The 14162-nt window shown below is 35.7% G+C and carries 9 protein-coding genes and 1 tRNA gene; 9 read left to right on the top strand and 1 reads right to left on the bottom strand.

The window, feature by feature from the left end:
• The first annotated feature begins 29 nt into the window (after positions 1–29).
• The 6 genes from P6922_RS03910 (at position 30) to P6922_RS03885 (ending at position 4114) form a co-directional block, all read left to right on the top strand.
• The gene (locus P6922_RS03910) at positions 30–1472 is read left to right on the top strand and encodes a DUF2157 domain-containing protein (RefSeq protein WP_276874496.1); all 1443 of its coding nucleotides are present in this window, start codon (positions 30–32) and stop codon (positions 1470–1472) included.
• A complete protein-coding gene (locus tag P6922_RS03905) occupies positions 1465–2145 on the top strand; it encodes a hypothetical protein (protein ID WP_007554913.1) in 681 nt (226 codons plus the stop codon). Before P6922_RS03910 ends, P6922_RS03905 begins: the two co-directional genes overlap by 8 nt.
• A gap of 2 nt (positions 2146–2147) precedes the next feature.
• Positions 2148–2594: a SixA phosphatase family protein gene (locus P6922_RS03900; RefSeq protein ID WP_276874494.1), complete on the top strand. Its 447-nt coding sequence runs from the start codon at positions 2148–2150 to the stop codon at positions 2592–2594.
• 15 nt (positions 2595–2609) lie between these two features.
• Positions 2610–3407 carry a bifunctional hydroxymethylpyrimidine kinase/phosphomethylpyrimidine kinase gene (thiD, locus tag P6922_RS03895; protein WP_276874491.1) on the top strand — a complete coding sequence of 266 codons (798 nt, stop codon included), beginning with the start codon at positions 2610–2612 and terminating at the stop codon, positions 3405–3407.
• The gene (gene yfbR / locus P6922_RS03890) at positions 3408–3989 is read left to right on the top strand and encodes a 5'-deoxynucleotidase (protein ID WP_007556125.1); all 582 of its coding nucleotides are present in this window, start codon (positions 3408–3410) and stop codon (positions 3987–3989) included. It begins immediately after the preceding gene.
• A gap of 41 nt (positions 3990–4030) precedes the next feature.
• Positions 4031–4114: transfer RNA gene (locus tag P6922_RS03885), tRNA-Leu, on the top strand.
• 466 nt (positions 4115–4580) lie between these two features.
• Here the strand turns inward: P6922_RS03885 and P6922_RS03880 are convergent.
• On the bottom strand, positions 4581–6056 hold the full coding sequence (locus tag P6922_RS03880) for an amino acid permease (RefSeq protein ID WP_276874488.1): 1476 nt from the start codon (positions 6054–6056) through the stop codon (positions 4581–4583).
• Between the two features lie 747 nt (positions 6057–6803).
• Between P6922_RS03880 and P6922_RS03875 the strand changes: the two genes are divergently transcribed.
• The 3 genes from P6922_RS03875 (at position 6804) to P6922_RS03865 (ending at position 13895) form a co-directional block, all read left to right on the top strand.
• Positions 6804–8942 (top strand): TonB-dependent siderophore receptor, encoded by a 2139-nt coding sequence (locus P6922_RS03875; protein ID WP_276874485.1) that lies wholly within the window; start codon positions 6804–6806, stop codon positions 8940–8942.
• A gap of 182 nt (positions 8943–9124) precedes the next feature.
• Positions 9125–11242, top strand: a complete 2118-nt coding sequence (locus tag P6922_RS03870) for a TonB-dependent siderophore receptor (protein ID WP_276874483.1) — start codon at positions 9125–9127, stop codon at positions 11240–11242.
• A gap of 214 nt (positions 11243–11456) precedes the next feature.
• Complete coding sequence (locus tag P6922_RS03865; RefSeq protein ID WP_276874481.1) at positions 11457–13895, top strand: TonB-dependent siderophore receptor; 2439 nt, start codon at positions 11457–11459, stop codon at positions 13893–13895.
• The last annotated feature ends 267 nt before the right edge of the window (positions 13896–14162 follow it).

The following is a 14162-nucleotide window of genomic DNA, read 5'->3' as shown; positions in this document are numbered from 1 at the left end:
CGGTTCCCTTTTTTATATCGGAGGTTTTCATGAATCATAGGCGTTGGCTAGGTAAGGAAGTAAGTAAATGGATTGATGAAAAAATAATAAATAAGGATACGGGAGATATAATTTTATCGCGCTACAAAAAAGAATATAGACAATGGCAAGGGGAAGCATTCGGTTTTCTTGCTTTTATTTGTGTGATTTTTGGTATCGGATTTATATTGTCGGGGTATTGGACCGCACTTACTCAAGATCAACGTTTTCAAGCTTCGATGTTGTTACCGGTAATATCGGCGATTATGATGATTGCAGTTGTAATTTTCGATAAAAAAATACCTGTTGAAGATGAGCCTTCACAATCGGCAAACGATGTTGAAGTTTCCGAAGAAGACGATGAAGTTGTGGCGGTTTCTTCACGAAAGCGGAATTTCCGTCATCGTATAGCAAGTGAAATAAAAGAGTTCGTTTACACTTTTCACGCATTGTCGCTTGTCGCCTGTGCGTTTCTTGTAATGGATTCTTTTAAAATGAATGATGATTATTACTTTATTTATTCCGCCGCCGCCACTTTTCTGCTTTTGCTTTCATATGTGACATCTTCTGCAGGAGCGGCAATTGTATCGGCAATAAGTGCAGTTACAGGAGCGGCATTGTCGGTATATTCGACATGGACGGAACTTCTTGCATGGTTTTATCTTATTTTGTACTTGCCTTTCATGGTAAAACTTTTGATTGAAAAAAGGCATAAATCTGTAATTGCATTTGCTTGGGTTTGGACACTTTGCATATTGTTTTTGATATTCAAATCTGTAAACAATTTGTTCTGGCAAGTAATGTTTCTGTCGCTTGCATCCACACTCACTTGGATGACCGGCGGAATACTTCACAAGCAAAACTATGTATCGCAATCATTTAAAATACTCGGTGCGATTTCCGTATTTGCGGTACTTTTGCAAAGCGGATTCGGTAATGTATGGCAAAATGTTTCCGGAAATTGGATACTTTGGATACTGTATGTACTGTTTTTGTGCATAGACGCTTTTTTGGTATTTCGTATGTTTATTTATAGAGAAGGCATGGCATTTCTTGCGGGATTTACACCGTTTTGCATGTTCATATCCGCAGTATGTGCAAATTTTGTACAAAACGGAAGTTTATCCGTAATTTGTATATCCGTATACAGTATGGTTTTGGCATTTGCACTTTTGTGGAAAGGTTGGAAAAGCGGAAATATATTGAAAAGATGGATAGGATTTTGCATTATACTTGCAATATCCGCAGTACGTATAATAGATTCGTCATTCAGTATGGTAGACAGAGGAATATTCTTTATCATTATAGGAATTGCAGCTGCAGTTATATGTGCGATATTTATAAAAATTGCGACAGTTAAAAGAAAAAGAAAACACAAAAAAGTTATTGCGGACAAAGATGACGAGCATATTTCAAAAGGAAATATCGAAAACAAGGAGGTAAGCCATGAATAAGAAAGCGACACTTCTTGCGATATTTATTATTGTAATAGCCGAATTTATATTTTTAGGTTGGATGAAACATTCATACAATACGACAATGGCGGAAGGAAAGGTATTCAAAGTACCGGCGACAATAAACTTCTCCGGAGATTTTTACAACAGAAATTATATACTCGTATACATACCCCTCTTTCAGACAAAATTGGAAGGCGATAAAAATTTGAAAGAAGGCGAAGAAATATATGTATCGGTTTATACCGACAGAGACGGATTGATGAGACTTGATCATGCACAGTCAAGTGAACCGGCCACAGGGGACTATTTCATTGCAAGAGTAAATTACATAGACAAAGGAACGGTAAACTTCAAATTTCCGGTCGACAGAATGTATGTAACAAAAGACGATTTGAAAAAGTATTCAATTGTCGAACTCTCCGAAAAAGTACAAGTAAAAGAAAAGAAAGGCGAAGATTCCGTAACGAAGAAGAAAAATGAAGTTACTGCACAAATACGTATAAAAGACGGGCATGTAGTCATAGAAAAAATTCTTGCAAGCGGAGCATCGGCAGACAAAGTTTTTACAACTAAAGGGAAAAATCTGAAAATAAAGTACTCGGACGGACAAACAACAAAAGATATTATAGAAGGACAGGAATTGAGTGAAGAAATAACGAATAAGGAGTAAAAATGCGGATACTTTTGATAAGGCACGGTGAAGCGGAAAAGGAAACCGCTTTTATAAAAAACAAAGACAGAAAACTTACTGAAAAAGGCATAAAAGAAGTTGAAAAGACATCTGAAATACTCTTTAAATATTTACAAAGTAAAAAGTTGAATATACATTCATCACCTTTTACACGTACAAAACAAACCGCAAAAATTATTGCACAAAAAAGTAATTCTCACATAGAAGAAGAAAAAGAGTTGCTGCAAGAGGACTGGACTCTTGTAAAACCGTTTTTGGAAGAGGATTGTATAAATATATTCGTAAGTCATCACCCTTTTATTCAATCGTATCTTAAAGAATTGACAGGTGCATACATACCTGTATGTACTGCATCATGTCTTGTTATCGACTATAATAAAGAGAAAAATAAAGGAATTTTGGTGGCATATATAACACCTCGAATATAGTAAAGAAGGTAAATTATGAAAAAATTACTTACAATAGCAGGATCCGACTCATCGGGCGGAGCCGGAATACAAGCCGATTTGAAAACATTCTCGGCATTGGGTACATACGGGATGAGCTGCATTTGTTCCATAACCGCACAAAATACACAAGGTGTAACCGATGTACAAAACATTAATGTAAAAACCGTAATCTCACAACTCGAAGCCGTATATGACGACATCGAACCGGACGGAGTAAAAACCGGAATGCTTTCAACGCCTGAAATAACACAAGCCGTAACGGAATTTTTGAAAAAGAGAAACAAATCACCGCTCGTAGTCGATCCGGTAATGGTTGCAACAACCGGTGCAAGACTTATGGAAGAAGCGGCGATAAAAGTTTACAAAGAAAAATTATTTCCCATATCCACACTGATTACACCGAACATTCAAGAGGCGGAAGTATTGGCGGACATGGAAATAAAAACACTTGAAGACATGAAAATTGCCGCAAAAAAAATAATGAATTATAAATGCAATGCCGTACTCATAAAAGGCGGACATCTCATAAATGATGCAACGGATTTACTCTACAACGGAGAAAGATTTATAGAATATAAAGGTGTAAAGTACGAAACGAAAAACACTCATGGAACGGGATGCACACTGTCATCTGCACTTGCTGTATACCTTGCAAAAGGATACACGCTTGAAGACAGTGTAAGAAAAGCGAAAAAATATATTACAAATGCCATAAAAAACGCAGTAAACAATTCTGTCGGACATGGAAACGGGCCGGTAGCGCATTTTTGGAATTGTAAATCGGAGGACTAAATGAACGCATTTTTTGCATACGTAGCAAGGATGAAATACATCAGAAGATGGGGACTTATGAGAAACTCATTCCCCGAAAACGATGCCGAACACACATTGCAAACGGTAATGATTGCACACGGACTTGCGGTAATACGTGAAAAAGTATTCAACGAACCATGTGATGCCGAACATTGCGGCATGCTTGCACTTTATCATGACGCAGGGGAAGTATTCACCGGAGATATGCCGACACCCGTAAAATATTTCACCGAAGAACTTCATGAAAAATACGCACAAATCGAAGATGCGGCAAGACAGAGATTGCTGTCCACACTTCCCGAAGAACTTCAAGAAACATACAGACCCTATGTCGCAGACATGGAAAAAGACCCGCTATGGCCGCTTGCAAAAGCTGCGGACGTACTCAGTGCATTTTTGAAATGCGCCGAAGAAAAACAAGCCGGAAATACGGAATTTGAAGAGGCATACCGTACAACAAAGAAAAAGCTTGAAAATCTGAAACTTAAAGAAGTGGATTGGTTCATGGAACACTTTGCCGGAAGCTTCCTTCTTACATTGGACGAACTTAATAAAATGTAGCTTGACCGAAGGCAATAAGCTGATATAATAAAAAAGTACTTGCGAGCGTGGCGGAATTGGTAGACGCACCGGATTTAGGATCCGACGCCTTGTGCATGGGGGTTCGAGTCCCTTCGCTCGCACCAATGGCGATATGGAAACATATCGCTTTTAAATTGCTTTTCAGCGTAAAACGTTAAATGAACTCTGTTGACGGTAAAAATACATCGACCTGAAAAGCGGTACATTTATGATTGCCATAACACTTGCATGACAATCTCAAATCATTAAAAATATGTCGATTTCAAAGAAATAAATATCGCCATAAAAATCGCTGAAAATGAATATGACCTGAATATGAATGAAAATTTTTAAAAACACAAAAATTTATAAGATATTCTTATGAATAAGAAATAAATAATAAACGTAAATAATACTGAAAAACTTGGAATAAAATAATTTAGTGCATAACAAAATGGAGTTTGATAATAAGACTTTAGATGTCGGCTGTCAAACTCCATTTAAAATTCAAGTACTTGTATTTAAAATTTCGGAAAACGGAAAAAATTACAAGCAAAAAGGCTCGTATTTCTACGAACCTTTAAAATTCAATTATTCTTCATCATGATGAGAAGTATCACGTGAAAGATTTACCTTTTCAAGAGGTACAAGGTGAGTCTTGTACTTAATCTTGTGAATAATGTAAATCAAAAGGAATATCGGAATACCTGTATAAGCAACGGATACACCGTACCAATCGATTTCCGGTCCCAAGAATGCTGTATAGTTCTGGCCTGCAGTAACGATAATACACATAATCAATGCGAGAAGAGGTCCGAACGGGAACCATTTAGCACGATAAGGTAAATCATCCAAACTTCTGCCCTGCTTTACATATGCACGACGGAAACGGTAATGACAAATTGCGATACCTATCCAAGTAATAAATCCTGCCAAACCGCTCAAATTAACGAGCCAGTCATAAGTCTTACCTTCACCGATGAACGAAGTGAGGAATGCAACCAAACCGAAAATTGAAGTTGCAATCAAAGCACGAGTCGGAACACCGCGCTTGTTGAGTTTCAAGAAGAATTTCGGAGCCTGACCGGATTCCGCCATCGAGTAAAGCATACGTGTGGAAACGTAAAGACCTGAATTACCTGCCGAAAGAACCGCTGTCAAAATAACGGCATTCATCAAAGAAGCTGCGGCAGGAAGACCGAAACGATCGAAAACCAAAGTAAACGGGCTTATTGAAATGTTGGCAACATCGGTATTGAGCAAATTCGGATCGGTATAAGGAATCAAGAAACCGATAACGATAAATGCACCGAAGTAGAACAACAAAATACGCCAGAAAATAGACTTGACGGCATGAGGAATATTCTTTTCGGGATCCTCACTTTCACCTGCAGCGATACCGATCATTTCAGTACCCTGGAAAGAGAAACCTGCAACCATGAAAATACTCAACATGGAAGCAAAACCGCCTACAAACGGAGCTTCACCGACAGTCCAGTTTGCAAAACCGGGGCTGGGATCGGGACCTAAACCCAAAATCAGGCAAATACCTGCGAAAAGGAATACCAAAACGGTAATAACCTTAATACTTGAGAAAACGAATTCACTTTCACCGAACATTTTCGTAGAAAGGAAATTCAAAACAAAAAGAATTACCAAAAACAAAGCACTCCAGAAAGCGGCGGGAGTATCGGGGAACCAATACTTCATAATCAATGCGCCGGCAACGAGTTCCGCAGCTAATGTAATTGCCCAGTTAAACCAGTAATTCCAACCGAGAGCAAATCCGAGAGACTTATCTATATAACGATTGGCATACTCCTCAAATGAACCGCTGATCGGCAAATAAGCAGCCATTTCTCCCAAACTTGTCATCAAAAAATAAACCATGACACCTATAAGAGCATAAGCGACCAAAGCACCACCCGGACCGGCAGTACTTACAGTTTCACCACCGGCAACAAACAAACCTGTACCGATAGCACCGCCTATAGCAATCATATTCATATGGCGCGCCTTCAACGAACGTTGGAGACCTCCGGGATTTTCCTTTTCTTGTCCTTCCATTTTATAATCCCCCTCTTTTTTTTTAGTGGTATTTTTTAGTTTTGTACATTATACGTTAGAAGATTTTAAAAATGCAATAATAAATTTTGCAGAAATCAAGTAAAAATGAAAATAAAAATATTAAAAAAGTAAAAAACAGGAAAATTTTAAAAAATATTTTTGTATAGAGGAAAAAGCGATATAAAAAACGAAAAAATTAAAAAATACAAAAAATACCGTTATAGGGGAGATTTTTAATCAAATATGAGAATAAAGATGGCATAAAAAATAACCATATATAATTGACTGAAAAAAATCCGAAATAAAATTCATATCGATATATGGCGAACCGTTTATATATAAAAATTTTCTATCAAGTTGTAGTAAGAAATATATATATAAAAGAATTCTATCAAATATTACTGATAATCGAATTAATGCATAACGGAAAACAAGAAAAAATATGCGAAAAATGTGAAACCTATATATATGTATATATAAGGAGTAGAAACAAAGAACAAACAAAACTTGCAAAAATTTAAGAAGTAGAAAAATGCAACACGAGTATATGCCTATTTAAAGAAACGAAATTGAATAAATCGAGTATGGACAAAATGAAAGAAGCATTTTGAAATAAAAAACAAATTAAAGGTAAAGTGAAAAAATACAATTAAGTTTATAAAAATTTTATTTGCGATATATTTTTTAGGCATATATAATAAAAAACATCTATAAAAGAATTAGGACATACCTATACTCGGAGGAAATATGAGAAAAAACAAGATTTTAAGCATATTATGTTGCATAAGTGCATTAACTGCAATTGCATTACCGGTAAATGCAAAAACAGATGAAAAATTAAAAGAATTCACTCTGCCGTTATTTCATATATATGGAATAAGAAACAAAGGAAAAACAAAACTGGCGGGAAAAATCGCACAAGAAATAAAGTACATACCCGCACAAATAGACGTAGTGGACAGCAAAAAAATAAAAAAACTCGGAGCAGACAATCTGCATAAAGCACTCGCATACGAAGCCGGAATAGTCGGAAACGTACAAGGCGACTCACCGGTAAAAAGCGAACCGAAAATAAGAGGATTTACTGTAGCAAACAGTAATATTTTAGTAGACGGAATGAAAGTGTTCGGTAATGAAGGGAAAAAATATTTAGGAATAAACCAAGATATCTACGGACTTGAGCGTGTAGAAATACTCAGAGGACCGTCATCAACCGTAGGTGGAGCAGGATCGGTAAGCGGACTTATAAATATGGAACTTAAAGCTCCCAAAGAAAATAATTTTTCCGACATGGAAATGAAAATCGGGCAAAAAAATGAAAAAGTAATTCACTTCGATTTGAACAGAACAAATGAAAATAAAACATTTTCCGCAAGATTTGTAGGAAGTATCGGAAAGAAAAACCTTTACATAGATTACTCCGACCATGAAAGACAATACTTTGCACCGTCATTTACGTGGAAAAAAGGCGAAAAAACAAAAATTATTTTAAAACCTTTCTATCAAAAAGACCACGTAAACGGATTTTTGGGAACAACCACAAACCTTTTGGGAGATCAAAGTATATTTGAAAAAATATCGGAAACATCATTTTTCGGTATAAAAGGTTGGGACAGATACGATGTGAAACAAAAAGGTATAAACTATGAAATTGAACATAAAATAAATAAAGAAATAACTTACACACAAAAAGGAATGATAAGAAAATCGAACTCCGAATCAAGACAAACAGATGCAAGATACGTTGAAATCGATCAAATACTGAAACGTGATGCGATAAGTGCAGATGCAAATACAAATACATACGGACTCGATCAATATATTACAATACACAAAGTAAACGGAAAAACACATCAAGATACAATAATCGGTGCAGACATTCACTACGACAGAAGCATAGTAAAAACATCACAACGTAAACTCAACTCATGGGGAATAGATGAAATAGAAGATTTTCTCTCAGGCAAGAAAACAAGAAAAGAACCTGAAAATGAAAGAAAATTCAGACCGTTGGACTATTCAAACAGAGAATACGGAATATACGCATCACACAATAGAGAAATAGGCAAATGGCACTTCTCTGCAGGAGTAAGAAGAGGATACTACTCAACCTACGGAAACCAAATCGGAAAAGAAGAAACACGAGCAACAACAGGAAACGTGGGAATGGTATACGAAGTGACGGACTCCATACTTCCCTACATACATTGGAACAACTCATTCCACCCCGTAAAAGGATTTGACAAAGACGGAAAACTTCTGAAACCCACACGCGGTAAAGAATGGGAAATAGGAATAAGATACGAACCGAAAAACACACACTTTAAATTACAAGCATCAATATATGACCTAAGAGAAAAAGACAAAGCAATAGTAACGGATGAATTTGCAGTCACACCGAACGGAATACTTACCATAAGTAAATCAATCGGAGAAGTACTTTCAAAAGGTTTTGAAATAAAAATGCACGGAGAACTTGCAAACGACTTGCATGTAACGGCAACATACAACAAAACACACACCGAAATACTCAAAGACCTCGACAAAAAACTCATAGGTAAAAAAGTACAAAATTCGCCGGAACAGACATTTAATATAATGCTCGAAAAAGACATAAAAAAATATAAAGACGGAGAACTTTCATTCGGACTCGGCATGAGATACACCGGACAAAGAACAAACGAAAAAAACACAATTGTACTTCCGGGCGTAACCGTATACGATGCAAATCTCACATATGAAAGAGGAAACAATACATGGAGATTGCAAGTAAATAACTTGTTGAACAAAAAATACACACTCTCAATTCAAAATCAAGGACAAAACTACCGAGGATTCAAAGGCGAAGAAAGAAACGTTACACTCACATACGAACATCGTTGGTAAAATATAAAACTGAAATCCTTTGCCGGAAAAAAAGGCAAAGGATTTTTTATTATGAAAATTAAAGTTATGTAAATTTAAAGACAAACCGAATATAAATTAAATAAAAATTGCAAAATCGTCCAAGATATATTACCATAATTGGTAATGATTATCATTTAAATTATTCTCTACGGAGGTACTATATGAAAATAAATAAAGGTTTACGGTATATGATTTTGCTCGCATTGGCAAGCGGAATCACATTAGGAGTATCTGCACAAGACAGTGCGAAAAACAAACAAAAAGATATTCCAAGTTTTGAATTGGGAACGTTTTACGTTTACGGAAATCGCTATAAAAATACATCCACGCTCGGCGGAAAACTTGAAAAAGAAATTAAATACATTCCTGCGAGTGTAAATATAGTAACAAGTAAGGAAATAAAAAAGACCGCATCGGATAATTTGGCAGAAGCGTTAAAATATGAAACAGGTATAACAGGTGATTGGAAGAGTAATTCCACAGTAGGATATTTTGCAAATATTCGTGGCGAAACCCTCGACAATTCAAATTTTCTTACGGACGGTATGAAAACATTCGGTTATGTCGGACAGCAAGTCATGAGCGAGAACGTTTACGGTCTTGAAAAAGCGGAAATTCTTCGGGGACCATCTTCCACTTTTAACGGTGCCGGTTCTGTGAGCGGTGTTATAAATATGGAACTTAAAGCACCGAAAAATGAAAACTTTTCCGAAGTTGAAGTAAAATTCGGAAGTAATAAACAAAAAGTTTTAAATTTCGATACAAACACGACAGACGGAGATAAATCAATCAGACTTGTAGGAAGTTTTGAAAAGAAAGATTTATTTACAAATAACTCGGATATTACACGTACATATATAGCACCTTCCGTCAAAAAGAAAATCGGAGATAAAACAGATGTAACCGTGAAAGTTTTTTATCAGAAAGACCATGTAAACGGAAGTGCGTTGCAACCTATGGAAAAATTGAAAAGTCATGCACACTTCGAAAAATATTCGGATAAAACGCTTTTCGGCGGTAAGGGTTGGCAAAATCAAGATGTAAAACAAGTCGGACTTAATGTAAGTTTCAATCATAAATTTGACAATATGTGGTCATTCCATCAAAAAGGTTTTATAAGAGATATTAAAAATTTCTCGAAAGATATTATGGCACCGAGTGTGTTTCCTATAAATAACGATGAAATGAGATTAATGCCTCGTGTCAACGATTACAAGGGCAGATCATACGGACTTGATCAATATATAAAGCGTCATGAAGAAAACGGAAAAAACAGTCGTGATACGTTTGTCGGACTTGATTGGCATTATGAAAATGTAGATTGGAAACAAAAGCAAAATTTCATGACAAGAAAATTATCCGACTTGGAAAAACCCGCAATAAATGAAATTGAAAATGCACTGAAAAACGGTCAATTAATGTCCGGTAATTATTGGGGACGTGAATGGGGACTTTATGCATCGCATAATGAAAAGCGAGGTAAGTGGAATTTCAGCGGTGGTATGCGCCGTGCCTTGTTTGTATCAAGTGATGACAATTTGAAAGAAATTTATGCCACTACGGGACAACTTGGTGTAGTGTATGAATTGACCGATGAAGTACTGCCGTATGCACATTGGAATAATTCGTTCAAACCGGTATATTTCCTTGATAAAGATAAAAATATTTTACCTCCGACAACCGGACGTGAATTTGAAATAGGTTTGCGTTACTTACCGAAAAATTCAAATGTAAAAGCAAGTATTGCAATATATGATTTAAGAAAACAAAATGTACCGGATCCGGTTAATAAAATTTTACCTAACGGATGGGCTATACCTGATTATTATCGCTCAATCGGAGAAGTTGCATCAAAAGGTGTAGATGTTTCATGGGAAAATAAATACGGAGATGTAAAGGTAAAGGCAAATTACAGCTATCTCGATTCAAAAGTGACAAAGTCCGCAACTGCGGATGAAGTGGGTAAACCTTCCGCAAATTCGCCTCGTCAATCATTAAGTTTGCGTGCGGAAAAAACATTTGGCGATATTACGGCAGGCGTGGGAATACATTATATAGGTGAACGCAATCAATTTAACCGTCAGAATCATAACAGTACCAAACTCGGCGGTGTGACGGTATTTGATGCATATGTTTCAAAAGAAAATAAAAACAGTTCACTTTCATTGGCGGTGAAGAATATTTTAAATAGAAAGTACTATACAAGCGTAACAAGTGATGGTGACGCATTTGTGGGAAGCGGACGTACATTTGTACTTTCATACAATTACAGAATATAAAATAAAACGGAGATTATTTCTCCGTTTTTTATTGCATTGAAATAAAAAATAAAAATATAGACTCGATTTTAAATTAAAAATTCATTTTATTATTGTTTAGTTTTATTAAAATATATAAATATAGAATAAAATAAATATAAAAATTTAATTGAATAAATTTTAAGTCGGGTATATACTGATTAATAATGAAAATAATTATCAAAAAGGAGGACTCATGAAAAATCATAAAATTTTTAAAAGTTTAATTTTGCTTGCATTGGCAAGCGGAATCACATTAGGAGTATCTGCACAAGACAATGCCAAAAGCAAGGAGAAAGATATTCCCGACTATCAATTGGGAACGTTTTACGTATACGGAGATCGTTATAAGATAAGAAGCAGACTTGCAAATAAAATACCTACAGCCGAAAAATATACGCCGGCAACCGTAAATACGGTAGATGAAGAAGAACTTGAAAAGAAAAATGCACGCACAATTCAAGATGCACTTTCAGACGAAACGGGATTAATCGGTAATTACCGCGGCGATATTCCATTTCAGAATTATGCCAAAATAAGGGGTATGGATGTGGCTCCGTCAAATTTACTTGTTGACGGTATGAAAGCTTATGATACGGGAATGTTTATTTTCAGTCCTGAAATTTACGGAATGGAAAAAGTAGAAGTACTACGTGGACCTTCTTCAACATTTCACGGTGACGGTTCACCGAGCGGTGTAATCAATATGCAAATGAAAGCACCGAAAACTTTTGATTATGCAAAAGGTGAAATACGTATCGGAACCAAGAATGAAAAAACGATAACATTCGACATAAACAGAACGAATAAAAATAATGAAAGTGCAATGCGTTTTGTAGGACTTTTGAGTAAAAAAGATTTATTTTTCGATCAATCCTCAAATACAAGAGTTTATTTTGCACCTTCATTTGAAAAACAGACGGAAAAAGATCGTTTTACAATTAAACCGTTTTATCAATATGACCATGTAGACGGATTGAAGGCACAACCACAGATAAAGTTCGGAAATCACGAATTTTTTAAAATTGTTCCGGATCGTGCATACATAGGTAAAAAAGGTTGGGATAAATTTAATTTGAAACAGTGGGGAACTGTTTATGAGTGGGAACATAATTTCAACAAAAATATTTCGTTCCATCATCAAGGTACGGTAAGAAAGACTACTCTTTTATCAAAACAAACATGGGGATTTGATGACGGATACGGTGGATTTAAGCGTGAAGGCACAGTTCTTGATTTGAAAGGTGATTCATATGGACTTGACCAATATTTGAGGTTACATAAAGACACCGATAAAGGAAGTCGAGATACCGTACTTGGTACAGATTGGCATTATGAACATACTTATCAGTCCGGTGAACAATGGGTTTGGCGCACATGGGAAAAGAAAGATATTCCGGATTTTTTGTCGGGCAGGAAAAAATGGGTGCCGAATGATTGGAAAGTTCCCGCGGTAAAAGAAGTAGTACCTGCATGGAGTAGAGAATGGGGTGCATATTTATCTCATACCGAGCATATAGGTAAGTATCATTTGTCCGGCAGCATACGTAGAGGACTTTATGATGTTTATACGAGTGATGATGTTTCTCCTTTAACTAATTTCAGAGAATATGCAACAAGCGGACAGATTGGTATTGTATATGAACTTACCGATGAATGGCTGCCGTATGTACATTGGAGCAGCGGATTCAGATCCAATATGGCATGGGATAAAGATAAAAGACCTTTACCGCCTACAAAATCTGATGAATGGGAAGCCGGAGTACGTTATGAAAGTCGTGACGGAAAAACAAAGGGAAGTATTTCGACATTTAAGCTTACACAATTTGATGTACCGGCATTGGTAGAACAAAAAGGAGATTTACCACCGATAGACCCTAGTGAAGCATACGGTAAATGTAATATAAATCCCGATGAAGGGCCGACTGAAGACAGTCAATATGAATGTTTGGATAATTACGAGAAAGAATATAATGAAAAACATGAAAAAGACAGACCGACATTTGATTGTTTTGAAAGAGTAGGAAAAGTCGGTTCAAAAGGTATTGATTTAAAATTTGAAAAACAAATAAATCCGACATGGAATGTAAATTTATCTTATAGTTTCCTTATTGCAAAAGTATTTGATGATAAGCCTATAAAAATAGATTCCGAGTTCGATTCGAATGTAAATCCCAATGTAGATCCGAAGAGAATACCGAAGTTGGTCGGTAGAAGAGGCAGAGCAATTATGGCCGAAGCACCGAAACATACATTTTCAATTCAAACGGAAAAAGTTATTAATCAAAACAAAAAAGGAAAATGGATTTTAAATGCAGGTTTGCGTTATTTCGGTGAAGCACTTGATGAAACAAATACAGTAAAAATCCCGGGTGCGGTTATTTATGATTTGGGACTTACCTATGAAAGAAAGAATGATAAATTCAGTTTGCAAGTAAAGAACTTGTTTGATAGAGAATATTATGTAAGTCTTTATCAAGATCATCCGAAAAAGGTTAAAAGAGAAGATATAAAAGATATTTTCCCGATACCGGAAGGTACAGATCCCAATGAAATAATTGAAGATCCACGTCCCAATATCGGATTTTTAGGTGATGAAAGAACGGTTATGTTTACTTACAGTTACACATGGTAAAATGAAAACTCCCGTTATGATGTGACACAAAAAAGTTAGACTTTTTTAGCGTAGCAGTTTATATGGCTGCTACGCTATTTTTATGAAAAATTTATAAATATACAAAAATATGATTTTTACTTGAAAAATATTCAAAAAGTAAAATAATAAACAAAATTCGTTATGAAAAAATTTTATATCGGCATGAGTGCTCGTGTTTCTCGAAAAAATTTTATAGTACGGTATAAGTAAATTAAACAAAAATATATTTAAAATTAGAAATAACTT

This window comes from Dialister micraerophilus, assembly GCF_947090205.1.
GTDB lineage: Bacteria > Bacillota > Negativicutes > Veillonellales > Dialisteraceae > Dialister > Dialister micraerophilus.
This window is presented reverse-complemented; position numbering and strand designations above follow the sequence as displayed.